Raw genomic sequence first — 18,758 nt, 5'->3', positions numbered from 1 at the left:
CCTTCAGCCCACCCGGGCCAGGAGGTGCGGGGTGCTGGCATGGCTGCGGCGGCGTTCGCGCGCCGGGGCGATGTCCAGTTGTTCGCGGTATTTTGCAACGGTACGGCGGGCGATGTTCACCCCTTGGCGCGAAAGCAGGCCGGCGATGGCTTCATCGGCCAGCGGCCGGGCAGCCGGTTCGGATTCGATGAGACGGCGCACCATGGCCTTGACGGCCTGGCCGGAGACGCTGGCACCTTCAAGGCGCACGGCGAAGAAGTGCTTCAGCTCCAGCGTGCCGCGCGGGGTCTGCAGGTACTTGCCGGTGGTGATGCGCGAGACGGTGGACTCGTGCATGCCGATCGCGTCGGCCACTTCCTTCAGGGTGAGCGGCGCCATGGCTTCTTCGCCACGGGTCAGGAAGCCGGCCTGGCGTTCGATGATCACGCGCGCCGTGCGCAGCAGGGTGTCGTAACGCATCGACAGGCCGCGGGTCAGCCAGCGCGCTTCCTGCAGCATGTCACGCAGCGGCTGCGCCGCTTCACTGGTCTCGGCCAGGGCCTGTTCGTAGTGCGGGTTGATACTGAGGCGGCGGCTGGTGGCCGGGTTCAGCGCGACGCGCCACTGACCATCGGCATGCCAGGCGACCACGTCCGGAATCACGACGCCGTTGCTGTCCGGCAGCAGGCTCTCGCCCGGGCGGGGCTGCAGCGACAGGATCAGCCGGACGGCCTCATGGATGTCGGCCACTTCGGCATCCAGCTGCTGGGCCAGGGCCGGGTAGTCGTGTGCGGCCAGCGCGGCCAGGCCGTCGTCGAGGACGCGCTGGGCGAGGTGGCGGGCCGGCACGCGGCCGGGCAGGGCGCGCAGCTGCACGCTCAGGCATTCGTACAGGTCCTGCGCGGCCAGGCCGATGGGATCGCCGTGCAGGATTCGCTGACGGACCGCTTCCACACCGGCAGCATCCACATCGCAGCGCGCACTGGCGAGCAGGGTCAGCTGGGCAAGCGGGGCATCCAGATAGCCGGCGTCGTCGCAGTGCTCCAGCCAGAAACCAGCCACCGCCAGGTCGCGGTCATCCAGCTCCATCGCCAGCCGCTGCAGGGCGCGCAGCTGCGGATCGGAGGACTCGCCGGCTGCCACGCGCTGCATGCGGTCATCGTCACCGTCCTGCCAACCGGCACCGGCCACGTCCCACATGGTGCTTTCCGGCAGTTCGTCGAAGGCGGCCACATCCTGGGCGGTGGTGGCTTCGGCGGTGTCGGCAGCCACCGGCTCCGGCGCTTCTTCGATCTCGAGCAGCGGGTTGGTCTCGAGGGCGCGGCGGATTTCCAGTTCCAGCTGCATGCCGTCGAGCTGGAGCAGCCGGATCGACTGCAGCAGTTGCGGGGTGAGGTGGAGCTGCTGACCCATCTGGGTCGACATGGAGGCTTTCAAAGTGGTGTCCCGTTCGCACCGACTCCCCGGTGCGTTATGGAACACATCTTGCTTCTCTTCCCGTACGCCGGGAATCAGGGGGTTCCTGAGTCGGGTCGTCAAATCCCTGACAGCGTGTAGGGGCCACCCCTACATCGGCGCGGTATTTTGACGGGTGTCCGGGGTCGAGGCCTTGTTCTTCCGTGCCAGTCCGCCTGATCGGGCTTCAAAAATCCGTCGCCCTGCCCGGTGGACACACGCCGTGCGCCGGAGAACCGGCGCGAATCACTCCAGCTCGTGCTGATGACGGGCGGCGAGCAGCACCAGATCATTGGCACGGCGGCAGCCCAGCGACTCCATCATGCGGGCGCGGTGCGTCTCCACCGTCTTGACGCTGATGCCCAGGTCCGCCGCGATTTCCTTGTTGCTCTCGCCCTTGCCGATCTGACGCAGGATCTCGCGCTGGCGCGGCGACAGTGCGGCCACACCGACCGGCTTTTCCCTGCCCAGCATGGGCGCCAGCATCTTGGCCGAGATCTGCGGACTGAGGAACACCTGACCGGCATGCGCGGCGCTCAGGGCGAGTTCGAGTTCCTGCGGGGCGGCATCCTTCACCACGAAGCCGACCGCGCCACGGTCCAGCGCATCGCGCACATGCACGGCATCGTCGTGCATGGTCATCATCACCACGCGCGAGCCGGGCGTACGCAGCAGGATGTCGCTCAGGGCTTCCAGGCCGGTGCGGCCGGGCAGGGACAGGTCCATCAGGACGACGTCCGGGGAATGCTGCACGCTCAGCTGCAGCGCCTGCTCGGCGTTGCTGGCCTCGGCGATGACCTCGACGTCGGCAAAGCCCTGCAGCAGGCGACTGAGGCCGGCACGGACCAGGGTGTGATCATCGACGATGAGAACGCGCACAGGCTGCTTGGGGAGCGGGGAGGCCGTCACCTTAACGGAGTGAAGGCCTACCGCCAAGCCGAATACGTCACAGTCGGGGCCGTACGGTCAACGCAGGCGACGCGCTTCGGCGATCTGGCGGCGGTGCAGGCGGAACAGATGCCGCTCCAGGGCCATTTCCAGCGCGTCGCTCAGCCCTTCGAAACGCAACCACAGGTAATGCGCGCCCGAGCCATTGGCCGCTTCGGCCACGATCACCACGGGCAGGTCGATATGGTCGGGCAGCCAATCGCAGGGCTGCAGGCGGATCACGCCCATGCTGCCCGGTGCGGCGCCGCTGCGGCTGCCCTGTTCCAGGCGGATGCCACGGCGTGACCAGCGCAGGGGGCGCAGTGGCAGGTCCTGCGCACTCTGCCGGACCAGGCGGCCCAGCAGCACCATGACCAGATCGAGCTTGGCTTCCAGGCGCTGCACCTGAAGCGTGGCATCGCTGCGGTCGTCATGACCGTCATCGCTGCGGGCATCCTCCACCAGCGCCACGCTGCGCAGCAGGGTCTCGGCCGTGCCGGGGCGGATCACCGCGCTGCCGATGCGGAACTCGGCCGGCAGCGCCACTTCGCAGCTCAGCGTCTCATCGAACAGCTCGCTTTCGGCCGGGTGATGGATGGCGCTGGTGCGAAGCTCGTTCATGACAGGGATTCTGCCGTCAGGTACGCCTGCGCGGCGCGAAGAGACTGGTGCCCACTATGGATGTGGCGGCTGGCCTCTTCGCGCTGCCGCATCATGAACAGCATGATGCGCTGCTGACGTGCCTGCAGTGAAGACAGCCCCGGCACGTCGGAGAGGGCTGAAGGACCGGCCAGATAATTGCGCTGGGCGGCATCGAGCGCGTCCAGCTGCAGCCCGGCCTCATCGAAATTCTCGTCGTGCAACGCCGTTTCCAGCGCGTCGAGCCGGGCGTTCAGCGCGCCTAGCGAACTCATGGCGCGGCCTGCGCCGTGTGGCGCTGTTGCTGCGGAATGGCGTTCCAGGCCGAGTCGATCTCGCCCAGCAGTTCGAGGGCCTCGGTCAGCGCAGCCGGGTCGTTGTGCAGGTTGGCTTCGGTCAACCGGTGCATCACGTAGTCGTACAGCGAGGACAGGTTGCCGGCGATCTCGCCTCCGGCCTCATGGTCCAGCGAGCCGTTGAGGTGGCCCACGATGGCGCAGACCTCGCCGATCGCCTTGCCCTTGCGCGCCTGGTCGCCACGTTCCAGGCAGGCCAGGGCCAGTCGCAGGCGCTCGCAGGCACCAGCGAGCAGCAGCGCCACCAGCTTGTGCGGGTCGGCATCGGTAACCGAACTCTGCACGCCGACCTTGCGGTACTGCTCGGTGAATTGACGGTTGGAACCGTACATCAATCATGTCTCCTTCATGCGGGGCCGCGAAGTTCGCGACATCGTCGGCACCGGGTGGAGCCTGCGAGGTGTCCTGCCAGTGATATCGGCAGCGGGCCGGTTCAACTTGAGTCCGCTGCCGCGATCGATCAACCGCTGAGCTGCGAGAGCTGCGAGGTAAGGCTGGACATTGTCTGGCTCATCTTGCTCATCAGCGCATCGAGCGCGAGGAACTGCTTTTTGTAACGTTCGGATACGCCTTCCATGCGGACATCGAGCGCCTTGCGGCGCTTGTCGATGTCCGTCAGCGTATTGTTGATGCTCTTGGTGCGCGAGACGAAGGCGCCTTCCTTGCCGACGGTGGTATTGACGTAGCCGTCCACCATCGCAAACAGCTTCGCCGCCGCGCCGTCATCACCGGTGAAGGCCTCGCGCACGGCACCGCCCTGATTGACCAGGGCCGCGTCGAACTTGGCGGTATCCAGCACCAGGCTGCCATCGGCATTGGGATAGGCGCGGGTCTGCAGGCCGATCTTCTTCGGGTCCAGGCCGGCGGCCGAGAGATCCTTGAGAATGCCGCCCATCATGCTGCGCAGCTGGCTGGAGGCGCCTCGCATCTGCGCATCGCCGGTCAGCGAAGAGGGCTCCTTGTTCTCGATGTCGTACTTGGTCGCGGTGTTGATCGCCGCGATGGCGCCGTTGTAGGCGGTGACGAAGTCCTGCATCACCTTGCGCGCCGCGGCGACGTCGGTGGTGATGGTGACGGTGCTTTCGCCGGTCTTCTTGAGGTTCAGCGTCAGGCCCGGCACCACGTCGGTGACGGTGTTTTCGCTGCTGGTGACCTCCACGCCGTCGATCAGCAGCCGGGCGTCCGCGGCGGGGGTCCGCTCGGACAGGCTGTTGGCCAGAGCGGTGAGCTTGGCATTGGAGGGGTCGGCGGTCAGCTTGATTGCATTGGCCGTACCGGACTTCTCCTGGGAGATCGACAGGAACTGGTTGTCGCCCGAGGAAATCAGCGTGGCCTGGACGCCCGAGGCGCGCCCCGCCTTCTCGATCTTGGTGCGGATCGAACTGAGGGTGTCGTCTGCTTCGACGTTGATGTTCAGCGTCTTCTGCTTGTCGCCCGCGCCTACGGTGAGCGTCAGGGTTCCGGCGCCAAACGTGTCCGTGTTCGGGAGCGAAGTGTCGGCAATCCACTTGTTGGCCGTGGCGAGTTCCTTCACGTCAACGGCGTGGGAACCGGCGGCCGCCGCATTGGTGCCACTGACCGTCAATATCTCGTCTGTACCGGATTTGCTCGCCGAGAAGGTACGTGCGTCGAACGCCGTGTTGGCCTTCAGCGCCTTCAATGCCGTGTTCAGGGTGTCGAACGCGGATTTGACCGTGCCGATCGCCGAGAGCTGCATCTTGGCCTTGGACTGCTGCAGGTTCAGTGCGTTGTCCGCCGGCTTGCGATCCGCCGCCACCAGGCTGCTGACCATGCCGGAAATGTCCAGTCCTGAACCGATGCCGCCGTAACCGAAGTCCGCCACGTTGTATCTCCTGTTTATAGCCGCTGCCGTGAAGTCGCAGGGCGATGCCATCAACGAAAGTAGCGGCCGTAGCCGCCAGGTCTTTAGAACCACGTTGATGCAGGAGTTGTGCCAGCCGGGGCGAGGGCGGGTTTGGCACGCCGGTTGCAGGTGTCCTGGGGCAGGGGCGGCGGTCCGCGTCTTTGCTGGGTAGCCTGCAAAATACCCTCCTCCAATGCAGAGGAGGGGTCAGGCTACTGAAAAACGGGGGGAGACGAAGCCACCCGGGGTGTTCAGTCAAACAAACAGCGCTGATAACAGTTCTGCCGCAGGGGCGGGCCATGGCCACGATGTTGTGGTGACCGGGAGAGTGTCCGGTCCATGGCCATGGCCCGTTCCTGCGCGTGCTTCGCGATGCCTCGGGTTGCCCGCGCCGCCGGCTGGAGCCGGCGGCGGGGACGATGCAGGCGTGGATCAGCGCAGCAGGCTGAGCACGTTCTGCGGCACTTGGTTGGCCTGGGCCAGCATGGCCGTACCGGCCTGCTGCAGGATCTGGGTGCGGGTCAGTTCGGCGGTTTCCTTGGCGAAGTCGGTATCGCGGATGCGGCTACGCGAGGCAGACAGATTCTCCGTAGAGGTCTGCAGGTTGGCAACGACCGAGGTGAAACGGTTCTGGATCGCACCCAGGTCGGCGCGGCTGCTGTTGATCGACTCCAGGGCCTTGTCGACGATATCCAGCGCCTGCTGCGCGCCGGCTGCGGTGGTGATGGACAGGTCCTTCAGAGTGGAACCCGCAGCGTCGTCGGCAATGGTGCCGCCGGTGGCAGCTGCGGTTTCCAGGCCTAGCAGGGCTGCGGTTGCAGCAGTTGCCTCGTAACCGTCGGGAGCGGTTCCCTCCTCACCACCAACTGCGATCTCAAACTGCTGGCCCGCCTTGACGGAGGTCAAGGTGATGGCGCCGTCCTTGCTCAACTCAGCATAGACGCCGGTCTCACCGATCTTGCCGTTGATGGCCGAGACGGTTGCAGCGGCAATGGACTCTCCCTTCTTGACACTGATGTCGCCGATATCGAAGGTCTTGCCATCAGCCAGTTCAACGCCGTCACCCGCTACCTTGATCTGCAGGCCCTGGTAAGTAGTATTCGCGTCAGGCTTCGAAGCAGCGTCGGCCAGAGCGGTGCCGACGAAGGCTTCCGCAAAGGTTGCCGAGCCAAGAGAATCCGTCTTCGCATTCACGATCTTGTCGATAGCGATGCCCTGGCTGGCATTGGCGCCAACCTGGAAGAGCTGGCTGTTGAACGAGCCGTCCAGCAGCTTGGTGCCGTTGAAGTCGGACTGCTTGGCAACTCGATCGATTTCCGAGACCAGCTGGGTGACTTCGGCCTGAAGGGCCTTGCGATCACTGGCGGAATTGGTGGCGTTTGAGGACTGCACCGACAACTCACGGATACGCTGCAGGTTGTTACCGATCTCAGACAGCGAGCCTTCGGCAGTCTGGGCGAGCGAGATGCCGTCATTGGCATTGCGGATGGCGACGTCGATGCCGCGGATCTGCGTGCCGAAACGCTCCGAGATGGCGAGGCCGGCGGCGTCGTCCTTCGCGCTGTTGATGCGCGAGCCCGAGGACAGGCGCTGAATGGTGGTGGCCAGCGAGGCGCCGCTGCTGCTCAGGTTGCGCTGAGCGTTGAGCGACATCGTGTTGGTGTTGATGACTTGTGCCATGAGGAGAGGTCCTTGAGCAGTTGCACGTGAGTTGGGTTAGGCGCCCCCGACGTGCTTCAGGGGCGACTCATGTCAGCGCTGCAGCAGGCTGAGCACGTTCTGGGGTACTTGGTTCGCCTGGGCCAGCATGGCCGTACCGGCCTGCTGCAGGATCTGGGTGCGGGTCAGTTCGGCAGTTTCCTTCGCGAAATCCGTATCGCGGATACGGCTTCGCGAGGCCGACAGGTTTTCCGTCGAGGTCTGCAGATTGGCAACGACCGAGGTGAAGCGGTTCTGGATGGCGCCGAGGTCGGCACGAACGCTGTTCACGGATTCAAGGGCTTTATCCACGATTTCCAGCGCCTGCTGAGCGCCTGCAGCGGTAGTAATCGAGATGTCCTGCAGAGTAGTGATCTTGCCGTCGGTGGGAGTGGTGCCGCCCGTGCCTGCAAGACCGAGTACGGCATCGGTTGCAGCTTCAGCGGTATAGCCTTCTGGTGCCGTGCCCGCTTCACCTTCAACATCAATCTTGAACTGCTGGCCAGCTTTAACCGAACTCAGGATGATGCCGCCGTCCTTTCCGATCTCGGCATAGACGCCGGTTTCGCCGATCTTGCCGTTGATGGCCGACACGGTCGCAGCAGCGATTGACTCGCCAGCCTTGACGTTGATGTCTCCAATATCGAAAGTCCGTGCCTCGGGGTCATCCAAATCGACGCCATCGGCCGCCACCTGAATCTGCAGGCCTTGGTAGGTAGTGTTTGCTGCCGCCTTCGCGTCGTCATCGCCCAGCACCGTAGCCTTCAGGGCGTCCGCGAAAAGGGCCGAACCCAGCGAGTTGGCCCGGGCATCGACTACGCTGCTGATAGCGATCGATTGGCCCGCGTTGGCGCCGACCTGGAACAGCTGGCTGGTGAAACTACCGTCCAGCAACTTGGTGCCGTTGAAGTCCGCCTGCTTGGCAACGCGGTCGATTTCGCTGACCAGCTGGGTCACTTCAGCCTGCAGTGCCTTTCGGTCGCTGGCAGAATTGGTCGCGTTGGAGGCCTGTACCGCCAGTTCGCGGATGCGCTGCAGGTTGTTGCCCACTTCGCTCAGAGATCCCTCGGCGACCTGCGCAAGGGAAATCCCGTCGTTGGCGTTGCGGATTGCGACGTCAAGACCGCGGATCTGGGTGCCGAAGCGCTCGGAAATCGCCAGGCCGGCGGCGTCGTCTTTTGCGCTGTTGATGCGCAGGCCCGACGACAGGCGCTGGATGGTGGTAGCGAGCGAGTTGCCGCTGGTGCTCAGGTTGCGCTGAGCGTTGAGCGACATCGTATTGGTGTTGATTACCTGTGCCATGGGTCGTCTCCCTTATTGGAATCCCGGTGGTGAATGGAACGAAGCGCCGCCGTTTTTTTGTTTTTGGCTGTGTGCTTCGCTGTTGCCAAATCAATAACGGCGCTTTGTCAACAACCTTTAGGCGGAGATTCAAACGGATTTGCAGGGGAGAGGGAGGGGACTGGCTTTCACGCCCCAAAACGAAAAAGGCCGCGATGCTCGAAGCATCGCGGCCTTCAGGCCAACCCGGGTTGTAGGGGGGTCAGCGGATCATGTTGAACAACGACATCGACTGCATCTGTGAGAACAGCGTCTGGGCCGCCTGCAGGGCGGTCTTCTCCAGCTGGTACTGGCTCAGCGCGTCGGCATAGTCCAGGTCGCGCATCTGCGAGAGGGTGGTCTTGAGCGTGACCACGTTCGATTCCCGCATGTCCGAGGCATTGTCCAGCGCCTTGAGCTGGGCACCGCCGGCGGCACGGGAGTCGATCATCCGCTCCGAGGCGCGGGCTACGTCGCGCAGGCCGCTCTGCAGCAGGTTCTGCTGGGCCGCCTGCTGGGCGGGGGTGCCGGTATCCATCTTCAGGGCGCCGATCAGCGAATCGAGGGTGCCGAAGATATCGCGGCTTGACGCGGGGCTGACCTCGAAGATATCGCCGGCGGCAGGCGCACCCTCGATATGCAGGCGCACCCCGTTGACCACCAGGTCGTCACCGGGCTTCAGGACGCCGCTGGAGACCACGGTGCCGCCGGCATCGAGCAGGTCGTAGCTGTCGGTGCCGGTGAAACGCACGCTGAAGCCTTCCCCGTTCCAGCTGCCGTCGCTGTCGCGGGTGATGTTCGTGAGCACGCCGCTGCCGGTGTTGCCGGCGGCGGCTTTTCCGTCCACGTGCCCGTCACCGGTGACGATGCGCATGAAGATCTCGCTGCCGGGCAGGGCGTCCTTCACGTAGGTATCCGGACCCACTTCCACTTCGCGCTGGTTCTGGTCGCCGTTGTAGACAATGCGGCCATCGACCTGGCTGAAGGGCGGGCTGCCATCGTCCGTACCACCGAACAGATAGCGGCCGGTACCGTCAGTACTGTTGGCCACCGCGAGCAGATTGCCGCGGATCGCCTCGATTTCCGTGACCATCGACTCCTTGTCGGCGGCGGCCAGGCCCGGATTGTTGGCATAGATGGTCAATTCGGTGATGCGGCCCATCATGTCGCCGACCTGGGCCAGGGCATTTTCCTGCAGGCCGAGGCGGTTCTGCACGTTACCCGCGTTGAGCTGCATGCGGTCCAGCGACGCCAGGGTACGGTCCAGGCCGACCGCCGTACCGGCCGAGACCGGGTCGTCCTTGGCCGACACGATCTTGCTGCCGGTGGCGATCTGGCGCTCGAGGTGACTCATCTTTGCCTGCGAAGCGAGCATCAGGGACACCGACTGATTGAACATCATGCCGGTGGAAATGCGGTTGTTCATCGCGAGACGGCTCCGAGGATGGTCTGGAACATGGTGTCGGCGGTGGAGATCAGCTGCGAGGCGGCCTGGTAGGCCTGCTGCAGGCGGAGCATGTCCGAGGCCTCTTCATCCAGGTTCACGCCGGAAATCGAGTCGCGCGCCGCCTGGGCCTGGTCGGTGATCACCTGCTGTGCCATCAGGGAATACTCGGCCGAGCGCGCAGCCGCGCCGACCTGGGTGGTCAGTCCACCCAGTGCCCCACTCAGGGTGATCGTGCCGTCATTGAAGGTCTTGGCCTGCTCGACCTTGGCCAGCAGCAGCGCATTGCTGTTGTCCGAAGAACCGGCCGGGGTCGGCCCGATGTTGAAGGTATCCCCCTGCTTGGGAGCACCGTCCAGCACGAAGCTCCAGCCGTCGGCGGTGATGGTCTGCCCGGCGGTGTAGGTGTTCGGGCCGACGCCATCGATCGTGTATTCGGTGGCACTGGTGAACACGATCGCCGCAGGATTGCGCAGCGCCGGGTTGCCCGCGTCGGTCACCTTGACCCCGGTGAGCTTGCCGGTGCCGGTGTTGGCCATCGCGGCGCTGCCCTTGATCGGCGCGGCGGCGGCGATGCGCGAGGTGTCGGTGATCGCCACTTCCATGCTGCCGGCCACGCCTGCGGTAGGCTGCAGCAGGAAGCGGTCGTCCTTGGCCGGCGTACCACTCATGACCAGGCTGACGCCATTGAGCACCAGCGGGTCGGCTGCGGTGCCGGTGCCGGTCATCGGGATCGTGGCGCCGGTGTCGGCGCGGGTGGCCTGCCACTGGGTGCCATCGAACTTCATCACGATGTTCTGGCCATCCAGCTTGGACAGGTCGCCGAAGCTGGCGCTCATGCTGGCCGTGCCGGTGTTGCTGCTGTTGGCAGTGATGCGCGGGTTGCCGATGGTGAAGAAGTCGCCGCCCATGTTGCCGTACAGATCCGCGCCCTGGCGGTGGACGTCGTTGAAGCTGCTGGCCATGCCGATCGCCAGCTTGCCCAGCTCGGCCTGCGCCGGGGTCAGCACGGTATTGCGGAACTCCAGCAGGCCACCGATCTGGCCGCCGAGCGTCTTGCCATCGATGGTGATCTTCTGACCCTGGCTCTCCAGCGCCAGCTGCAGCCGCTCGGGCTGGTACGGATCGGTGACGGTGGTGACCTTGGAGGCGGTGGTGCCCACCACCAGGGCCTGGCCGCCGGCGGTGTAGACATTCATGATGCCGCCGTCCTGCATCACCGCGTTGCCGCCGGTGTAGCCGACCAGGTTGGCGATCAGCTGGTCACGGCGATCGAGCAGGTCCGGGGCCGCCGTGGCTGCGTTGCTGCCGATGGAACCATTGAGCTGGGCGATCTCCTGGGCCAGCCGGTTGATCTCGGTGGCGCCGGCGATGAGGCCGTTGTTGACCTCGCCATTGAGGTTGTTGAGCTGTGTATTGAGCTGCTGGAAGCGGTTGGCCAGGGTCTTGCCGCTGTCCAGCACGTTCTGCCGGTCGGCGCTGCCCGAGGCGTTGGATGAGAGTCCGCTGACCGAATCGAAGAAATTCGACCAGACCCCGGCGACGTTGGTGGAGGCGTCGGAGAACATGGCATCGACCCGGTCGGCCATTGTGGACAACTGCTTCAGGCGCGCCAGCTCACCGCTGCCATCGAGCAGGCGCGAGATGGCCAGCTGGTCCGCCACGCGGCGGACATCGGTGATGCGGGTGCCATTGCCGACGTCGCCATACCCGTAGTTCTGCGGGTTGGCGGTGGCGAAGTCCACCTTCTGCCGGCTGTAGCCGGGCGTTTTGATGTTGGCGACGTTGTGGCTGGTGGTCGCCAGGGCCCGCTGGAAAGCGAGCAGGGCGCTGGTGCCGGTGGAGAGTACGCTGGACATGGGTTACCTCAACGACGGATGACACCCAGCCCGGTCGGGCTGGCGGTGCTGGCAAAAGTGCGGCCCAGGCGCTCGCCGGCATCGCTCACCGCCGCGACGGCGCGCTCGATGGTCGGGCCGCCGGCGATCGCGGCGATCTTGGCCGCGTAGGTCGGGTCGGTGGCGTAGCCGGCGCGCTGCAGCCCCTGCGCAAAGCTGCGCACGTTGCTGCCGGCCTGGAGGGCGTTCTGGTAGCGCGGACTGGTCTTGAGCAGGCGCACGTAGTCGGCGAAGCTCTCGCCCACCGAGTTGTAGGCGCGGAAGCTCGCCGTCTCGTTGCGGCGCACACCGTTGACGTACTCGTGGGTGCCGCTGGTGGCGCGCTCACCCTGCCAGCCATTGGCCTTGATCCCGAACAGGTTGTGCGAGCTGTCACCGCCACTGCGGCGGACCAGCTTGCGGCCCCAGCCGGTTTCCAGCGCGGCCTGGGCGACCAGCGCCTTGGCATCCACGCCCAGTTCGCGCGCGGCCTGCTGCGCATGGCCCCAGATGCTGGCCACGAAGCCTTCCGGCGTGTGCGGGCCGAGCTCGGCGGCGGCTGTGTTGGCCGCCAGGGTATCGGCGGCGCTCGGGCCGGTGGCCGTAGTGCGGTTGACGCCGGTCCAGCGGTCATCGGCCATGGCCCAGTCGGCGCTGGCTGGATCGGTCACAGGGGTCGCCGCGTAGGGATCGCTGCGGCCGATCGCCTCGTGCATCTGGCTGCTTTCACGGCCGGCAATCAGGTCCAGCGCGCGTTCCATCGGCTGCAGCACCGCGGACGGTGCATCGCCGTTCAACTGCTGCAGCAGGTCGACCTCGCGCGGCGCGGACGGCGTGGTGCTGGCCGGCAACGGCATGCCGGCGGCCGGTGCATTGAGTTGATAGGCACGCAGGGCCGCGGCCGGGTTGAGCGTGGTATCGACCGGCTTGGCCGTCTCGCCCTCGGCGCCGCCCAGCTGGCGCGCGATCATGCTCGACAGCCCCAAGCCGCGGCCGCGGGTCATCGCATCGGCGATCTTCTGGTCGTACATCTCGCGGAACATGGTGTTTTCGCCGGGGAACAGCGAATCGCCGAAGCTCGCCTCGCGCATGCTCTTGATCAGCATCTGCGCGAACTGGCCTTCCAGCTGGCGGGCAACCTTGTCGACCTTGGCCGGGCTGTTGGGCTGGGCGGGATTGAGTTCCAGGGCCGGTTGGATGCGCATGTCAGATCACCTCGAGTTCGGCACTGAGCGCGCCGGCCTGCTTGAGGGCTTCCAGGATGGCGATCAGATCGCCCGGGGCCGCGCCCACGGCATTCACCGCGTGCACGATTTCATCCAGGGTGGTGCCGCCGTTGAACTTGAACATGCGGCTGCCATCGTTGGTCGCGGTGATGGTCGACTGCGGCGTCACCACGGTCTGGCCGCCACTGAACGCGCCCGGCTGGCTGACGTTGGCGTTCTCGTTGATGGTCACGGTCAGCGAGCCATGGGAGATCGCCGCAGCGCCCACGCGCACCTGCGCGCCGATCACCACCGTACCGGTACGCGAATTGACCACCACCTTGGCCGGCGCACTGCCGGGGGTCAGTTCCAGGTTTTCGATACGCGCCAGCAGGCCGATGCGCGCGCCCGGATCGGACGGCGCGTTGACCGCCACGGTGACGCCATCGATCGCGCGGGCGGCGCCTTCACCGAAGGCGGTGTTCAGTGCCGCCACCATCCGCGAGACCGTGGTGAAGTCGTTCTTGTGCAGGTTCAGGGTGATGTCGCCACCGCCGCTGAACACATCCGGCAGCGCACGCTCGACGGTGGCGCCATTGGGAATGCGGCCGACGCTGGGCACGTTGACCGACACGCGCGAGCCATCCTTGCCCTGCGCACCGAAGCCGCCGACGATCAGGTTGCCCTGGGCGATGGCGTAGACCTGCCCATCGGCACCGCGCAGCGGCGCCATCAGCAGCGAGCCGCCGCGCAGCGAGACCGCGTTGCCCACCGAGGAAACGGTGATGTCGATCGGCTGGCCGGGCTTGGCGAACGGCGGCAGCTCGGCATGGATGGCCACGGCCGCCACGTTCTTCAACTGCGGGTTGACGTTGGCCGGTACGTTGACGCCCAGCTCGCCCAACAGGTTCTTCAGGCTCTGCACGGTGAAGGGCGCCTGGCTGGTGCGGTCGCCGCTGCCATCCAGGCCGACCACCAGGCCGTAGCCGACCAGCGCGTTGCCACGCACGCCGCCGACCTGGGCCAGGTCCTTGATGCGCTCGGCGGAGGCGGGCGCGACCAGCGCGAACACGGCCAGCAGCGCCAGCACGGCACGCGTCGCGCCGTGCGACACCATGCTTTGCGTCACCATGTAGAGCGACGCCGCGCGTCGCTGCTTCGCCACGTGGGGGTACGCCATGCGTCGCTGCCCGAACAGGGAAAGGAAGAAAGTCATGTCAGGCTCAGTACGGCGCCAGCGCCGAGTTGAAGAAGCGGCTCAACCAGCCCATCGCGTTGGATTGGGCGATCGCGCCGCGGCCGCCGTAGACGATGCGGGCATCGGCAACACGGCTGGAGGGAATGGTGTTGTCCGGGAAGATGTCTGCCGCGCGCACGATGCCCTGCACCTGCACCAGCTCATCGCCCCGGTTCAAGCGCAGGTTCTTGGCGCCCTGCACGACCAGGTTGCCGTTGGGCAGGCGCTGGATCACCGTGACGGTCACGCTGCCCTGCAGGCGGTTGCTCTGCGCGCTGGTGCCTTTACCGGTGAAGTCGCGCGAGCCGGCGGCGCTGGCACTGAGGATGTCCTTGCCGCCCAGCGTCACCGGGGCACCGAAGATCGTCGGCGTGCCGATGCTCAGCTCCGACTCTTTCGAGGTGGAGGTGTTGGCGGTGGTCTGCGCGGTGGTGTTCTCGGTCAGGGTGATCGTGAGCAGGTCACCGACATCGCGGGCGCGACGGTCCGAGTACAGCTGCAGGCCCGGGCCGGCGGCGTAGATCGCACCGGCCGTGGCCTGGGCCGAGGGGGGCATGATCGGTTCCACCGGCGCCATGGCCGGGTAGGGGCGGACATCGCCGGCGATCACGCAGCCACCGAGGGTGGCGATGAGGAAGGCGGCGGCGAGCAGGCGAAGGATAGGGGCAAGACGCGACATGGCAGGTTCCCGGGTCGACCGATCAGACGTTCTGGTTGAGGTAGCCGAGCATCGCGTCGGTGGTGGAGATCGCCTTGGCGTTCATTTCGTAGGCGCGCTGGGTTTCGATCATCGAGACCAGCTCTTCCACCACGTTGACGTTGCTGCCTTCCAGCGCACCCTGCACCACGGTGCCCAGGCCGTTGAGGCCGGGATTGCCGTTCTGCGCCGGGCCGGAGGCGGTGGTTTCCAGGAACAGGTTTTCACCGCGGGCCTGCAGGCCGGCCGGGTTGACGAAGTCGGTCAGGGTCAGTGCGCCGATTTCCACCGAGGCGGCGGCGTCGGCCATCTTCACGCTGATCGTGCCGTCGGTGCCGATGGTCAGCGACTGCGCGCCTTCGGGAATCTGGATGCCCGGCTGCACCGGGTAGCCGCTGTTGGTGACCAGCTCGCCATCCTGGTTGCGCTGGAACGAGCCGTCGCGGGTATAGGCCGAGGAACCGTCCGGCATCTGCACTTCAAAGAACCCGCGGCCGTTGACCATCACATCCAGTGCGCGGCCGGTCTGCTGCTGGCTGCCCTGCTCGAAGTTCTTGGCGGTGGCCACCACGCGCACGCCGGTGCCGATCTGCAGGCCGGTAGGCAGCTGCGTCTGCGCCGAGGACGCACCGCCCGGCTGACGGACCTGCTGGTACAGCAGGTCTTCGAAACTGGCACGGTCCTGCTTGAAACCGGTGGTGTTGGTGTTGGCGAGGTTGTTGGAAACCACCGACATGCGCGTCTGCTGCGCATCCAGTCCGGTCTTGGCGATCCACAATGCCTGGTTCATGGCGTCATTCCTGTGTTGTAGCGGGTGGCCGCGTGGTGCGGCCCTTGCGAAGGGCAATGCATGGCGCGTGCCAGAACGGCGCCGGGATTACGTCACGGCGCGCGGTCAACCGCCCAGGCGCAGCAGGCTGTTGGCGCTGCGTGCGTTGTCATCGCCGTGCTTGATGACCTTCACCTGCATTTCGTACTGGCGCTGCAGCTGGATCATCTGCACCAGCGCACCGGCCGCATCGACGTTGCTGCCTTCCAGCTGGCCGCTTTCCAGCGACTTGCCCTGGGCCTGCACGAAGGGCTGCTGCGGGTCGTTGTTGCGCATCAGCCCATCCAGGCCGCGTTCCAGCCGTGCGTCGTCGGCCTGCACCACGCGGATGCGGCCGATGTTGGCCATCGTCTGCGGGCCTTCGCCCAGCGGGATGATCGAGATCGTGCCGTCGTTGCCGATGTCCATCGCCTGGTGCGGCGGGATCGCGATCGGGTTGCCGTTCTCATCCAGCACCGGATGGCCGCCGGCGGTCACCAGCTGGCCATTGGGCGTGATCGACAGCGCCGCACCCCGGGTATACGCCTCGCCGCCATTGGCGCCCGGTGCCTGCACGGCCAGCCAGTTGCCGGCCTGCAGGGACAGATCCAGCGGGTTGCCGGTGATCTGCTGGGCGCCCATGCGCCGGTTGAAGCCGGCATCCACGTGCAGGGCATCCACGCGCGAGGCATAGCCGGTCCCCTTGATCGGGAAGGCCTCGGTGTTGGCGAGCGCCTCCTTGAAGCCGGGGGTATCGGTGTTGGCCAGATTGTGCGACAGCGTGCCCTGCGCCTGCAGGGAGGCGCGTGCACCGGTCATCGCGACGTAGAGTGCCTTGTCCATCGGTGTAGTCCCGTGTTGCGGTCAGTGGCTCATCAACGCAGGTTGATGATGGTCTGGGTGATCTGGTCCTGCGTGGAGACCATCTGCGAGTTGGCCTGGAAGTTGCGCTGGGCGGTGATCATGTTGACCAGCTGCTCGGTCAGGTCGACCGTGGAGGCTTCCAGCGAACCGGCCTGGATCTTGCCCAGGTTGGAGCTGTCCGGCGCACCGGTGCGGGGCGTGCCCGAGGCGAAGCTTTCCGTCCACAGGTTGTTGCCCTTGGCTTCCAGGCCCTGTGCGTTGTTGAAGGTGGTCAGGGCGACCTGGCCCAGCGCCTTGTCATCGCCATTGGAGTAGCGGGCGTAGACGATGCCCTCTTCGGAGACGGTGATCTCGTTGAGCTTGCCTGCCGCATAGCCGTCCTGCTGGGTGTTGCGCAGCGCGAACTTCTCGCCGTACTGGGTCGAGCCGCTCAGGTTCAGCGACATCGACAGCACGCCGGCGCCGGTGGTCGGGGTGAACGGATCCATGACGATCTGGCCGTTGGCCGGGCTGGTCAACGCACCGCTGTCGGAGAACTGCAGCGTGGTCGGGGTCCCAGCGGCCTTGCCGTCCACGTAGTTGTAAACCTGCCACTCGTTCGGGTTTTCGGTCTTCACGAAGTAGGAGGTCTGGGTGTGGCTCACGCCCAGCGAGTCGTACACGGTGATGCCGCCGGTGGAGTGGTTGTAGCTGTTGGAGTCGGTCGGGTCGAAGGCGGCGACCGTCGGCTGCTTGGCGTTGGCCGGCAGGGTGAAGCTCACATCGACCTTGCCGGTCTGCCGCGGCGGGCTGTCGGTGGTCATCAGCTGCAGGTCGGTCAGGCGGCCGGCATCGAAGTTGGTGCCGTCCGCATTCGGGGCGAACACCTGCAGGCGCGCACCCTGCGGGTTGGTCACGTAACCGGCCTGGTCGGTCTGGAAATTGCCGGCGCGCGAGTACACGCGCTCACCGTTCATGGTCAGGGTGAAGAAACCTTCGCCGGAAATGGCCATGTCCAGGCTGCGCCCGGTCTGTTCGTTGTTGCCCTGCGAGAACTGCTGGGCCACGTTGGTCACCCGCACGCCGGAACCGACCGCGTTCTTTGACAGGCCATAACTGGTGGCCGAGAACAGATCGGCGAACTCCGCGCGCGACTGTTTGAAGCCGGTGGTGTTGACGTTGGCGATGTTGTTCGCGGTGACGTTCAGATCGGCATTGGCTGCGTTGATGCCGGACAACGAGACGTTGAAGCCCATGGGATGCTCCTGTGGATGCGGGTGAGGCGGCTCAGCTGATGCGGAGCACGTAGTCGATCGGGGCCGTGCCCAGACCCTTGAGGTTGAGGTACAGGCCGTCCGTGCCGACCGTGACGCTCTCCACCGGGGCCTGCACGTAGGTGTTGAGCTTGGTCTTGGTGCCGGCGGTATCGGTGTGCGAGGCGGCGATGGTGTAGGTGCCTTCGGCCATGCGGTTGCCGTTGGCATCCTTGCCGTCCCAATCGAAGGTGACTTCGCCGGAGGCCTTGGCTTCCACGCTGATCTGGTTGACCTTGACGCCGTTGGCGTCGGTGATGTCCACCGTCACGAAGCCCGCACCGGGCGCGGCGACCATGCCGGTCACATCGCCATCCTTCTCCAGGGCCAGCTTTTCCGATGGCACCAGCACTTCGTGGCCGACCAGGGCCGCGCCGCGCAGGATCTGGTCGCTGGACATCGAATCCTGGAAGCCCTTGACCGTGTTGTTGAGGTCGGTGATGCCCTGGACCTGCGACAGCTGCGCCATCTGCGCGACCATCTGGGTGTTGTCCATCGGCTTGAGCGGATCCTGGTGCCGCAGCTGCTCGGTCATCAGGCGCATGAAATCGGCCTGGTCCAGGGTGCTCTTCTTCTTGCTGGTATCGCTGTTGGGCGCGTTCAGGCCCAGTGCGCTGTAGATGTCGCTGCTGTTCTGGCCGACGCCGGTGGTGCTGCTCATGGGAGGGGATTCCTGCGGTTAGAGGGTCAGCGACCCATGGTCAGCGTGGCCAGCGCCAGTTCCTTGGCGGTGGTCAGCATTTCCACGCCCGCCTGGTAATTGCGCGAGGTGGAGATCAGGTTGACCATCTGCGCGACCGGGTCCACGTCCGGCTGGTAGATGTAGCCATCGGCATCGGCCAGCGGGTGGCCCGGCTCGTAGCGCTGGATCGGCGCGGCGTTGCTCTGGCTGATCTCCTTGACCTGCACCGTGGTGATGTTCGGATCGTTGCGGCTGGTGACCGACTGGAAGATCGGCTCCAGCGGCTTGTAGACCGCATCGGCCGAGCCGGCGACGGTGTCGGCATTGGAGAGGTTGGAGGCGATGGTGCTCATGCGCACGGACTGCGCCTGCAGCGCGGAACCGGCGATGTCGAAGATGGGCAGATTGCTCATG

General features: G+C 65.8%; 18 protein-coding genes. All 18 read right to left on the bottom strand.

Translation table 11 applies throughout. From position 1 onward, the window contains the following. Positions 1 to 3: 3 nt before the first annotated feature. Positions 4 to 1,416 (bottom strand): RNA polymerase factor sigma-54, encoded by a 1,413-nt coding sequence (gene rpoN / locus ABE472_RS00615; RefSeq protein WP_313218269.1) that lies wholly within the window; start codon positions 1,414 to 1,416, stop codon positions 4 to 6. Positions 1,417 to 1,680: 264 nt separating this feature from the next. Beyond that, positions 1,681 to 2,313 carry a response regulator transcription factor gene (locus ABE472_RS00610; protein WP_346465024.1) on the bottom strand — a complete coding sequence of 211 codons (633 nt, stop codon included), beginning with the start codon at positions 2,311 to 2,313 and terminating at the stop codon, positions 1,681 to 1,683. 87 nt (positions 2,314 to 2,400) lie between these two features. Next, entirely contained in the window at positions 2,401 to 2,982 is a 582-nt protein-coding gene (locus ABE472_RS00605; RefSeq protein WP_313218271.1) for a PilZ domain-containing protein, read from the bottom strand. After that, entirely contained in the window at positions 2,979 to 3,275 is a 297-nt protein-coding gene (locus tag ABE472_RS00600) for a hypothetical protein (protein WP_070427330.1), read from the bottom strand. The genes ABE472_RS00605 and ABE472_RS00600 overlap by 4 nt, the downstream gene beginning before the upstream one ends. Further along, positions 3,272 to 3,688 carry a flagellar export chaperone FliS gene (gene fliS, locus ABE472_RS00595; protein ID WP_070427331.1) on the bottom strand — a complete coding sequence of 139 codons (417 nt, stop codon included), beginning with the start codon at positions 3,686 to 3,688 and terminating at the stop codon, positions 3,272 to 3,274. The genes ABE472_RS00600 and fliS overlap by 4 nt, the downstream gene beginning before the upstream one ends. A gap of 128 nt (positions 3,689 to 3,816) precedes the next feature. Then, a complete protein-coding gene (gene fliD / locus ABE472_RS00590; protein WP_346465022.1) occupies positions 3,817 to 5,199 on the bottom strand; it encodes a flagellar filament capping protein FliD in 1,383 nt (460 codons plus the stop codon). Positions 5,200 to 5,652: 453 nt separating this feature from the next. Beyond that, positions 5,653 to 6,900 (bottom strand): flagellin, encoded by a 1,248-nt coding sequence (locus ABE472_RS00585; protein ID WP_346465020.1) that lies wholly within the window; start codon positions 6,898 to 6,900, stop codon positions 5,653 to 5,655. A 72-nt stretch (positions 6,901 to 6,972) separates the two neighbouring features. Further along, positions 6,973 to 8,220, bottom strand: coding sequence for a flagellin (locus tag ABE472_RS00580; RefSeq protein ID WP_346465018.1), 1,248 nt, complete (start codon positions 8,218 to 8,220; stop codon positions 6,973 to 6,975). Positions 8,221 to 8,461: 241 nt separating this feature from the next. Beyond that, positions 8,462 to 9,664 carry a flagellar hook-associated protein FlgL gene (flgL, locus tag ABE472_RS00575; RefSeq protein WP_346465016.1) on the bottom strand — a complete coding sequence of 401 codons (1,203 nt, stop codon included), beginning with the start codon at positions 9,662 to 9,664 and terminating at the stop codon, positions 8,462 to 8,464. Further along, entirely contained in the window at positions 9,661 to 11,541 is a 1,881-nt protein-coding gene (gene flgK / locus ABE472_RS00570) for a flagellar hook-associated protein FlgK (RefSeq protein WP_346465014.1), read from the bottom strand. Before flgK ends, flgL begins: the two co-directional genes overlap by 4 nt. 8 nt (positions 11,542 to 11,549) lie before the next feature. Then, on the bottom strand, positions 11,550 to 12,764 hold the full coding sequence (gene flgJ, locus ABE472_RS00565; protein WP_313218277.1) for a flagellar assembly peptidoglycan hydrolase FlgJ: 1,215 nt from the start codon (positions 12,762 to 12,764) through the stop codon (positions 11,550 to 11,552). Position 12,765: 1 nt separating this feature from the next. Further along, positions 12,766 to 13,881 (bottom strand): flagellar basal body P-ring protein FlgI, encoded by a 1,116-nt coding sequence (locus ABE472_RS00560; protein ID WP_346462694.1) that lies wholly within the window; start codon positions 13,879 to 13,881, stop codon positions 12,766 to 12,768. Positions 13,882 to 13,987: 106 nt separating this feature from the next. Continuing rightward, positions 13,988 to 14,680 (bottom strand): flagellar basal body L-ring protein FlgH, encoded by a 693-nt coding sequence (gene flgH / locus ABE472_RS00555; RefSeq protein ID WP_346462263.1) that lies wholly within the window; start codon positions 14,678 to 14,680, stop codon positions 13,988 to 13,990. 22 nt (positions 14,681 to 14,702) lie between these two features. Further along, entirely contained in the window at positions 14,703 to 15,488 is a 786-nt protein-coding gene (flgG, locus tag ABE472_RS00550) for a flagellar basal-body rod protein FlgG (protein WP_346462265.1), read from the bottom strand. A gap of 105 nt (positions 15,489 to 15,593) precedes the next feature. Then, positions 15,594 to 16,349, bottom strand: coding sequence for a flagellar basal body rod protein FlgF (locus ABE472_RS00545; protein ID WP_019184779.1), 756 nt, complete (start codon positions 16,347 to 16,349; stop codon positions 15,594 to 15,596). Positions 16,350 to 16,381: 32 nt separating this feature from the next. Beyond that, positions 16,382 to 17,605 carry a flagellar hook protein FlgE gene (gene flgE / locus ABE472_RS00540; protein ID WP_070471591.1) on the bottom strand — a complete coding sequence of 408 codons (1,224 nt, stop codon included), beginning with the start codon at positions 17,603 to 17,605 and terminating at the stop codon, positions 16,382 to 16,384. A gap of 31 nt (positions 17,606 to 17,636) precedes the next feature. Further along, a complete protein-coding gene (locus ABE472_RS00535) occupies positions 17,637 to 18,323 on the bottom strand; it encodes a flagellar hook capping FlgD N-terminal domain-containing protein (RefSeq protein WP_346462267.1) in 687 nt (228 codons plus the stop codon). A gap of 26 nt (positions 18,324 to 18,349) precedes the next feature. Continuing rightward, positions 18,350 to 18,757, bottom strand: a complete 408-nt coding sequence (gene flgC, locus ABE472_RS00530; RefSeq protein WP_019184776.1) for a flagellar basal body rod protein FlgC — start codon at positions 18,755 to 18,757, stop codon at positions 18,350 to 18,352. Position 18,758: the final 1 nt, after the last annotated feature.

The organism is Stenotrophomonas sp. TWI809 (assembly GCF_039673205.1).
Classification (GTDB): domain Bacteria; phylum Pseudomonadota; class Gammaproteobacteria; order Xanthomonadales; family Xanthomonadaceae; genus Stenotrophomonas.
This window is presented reverse-complemented; position numbering and strand designations above follow the sequence as displayed.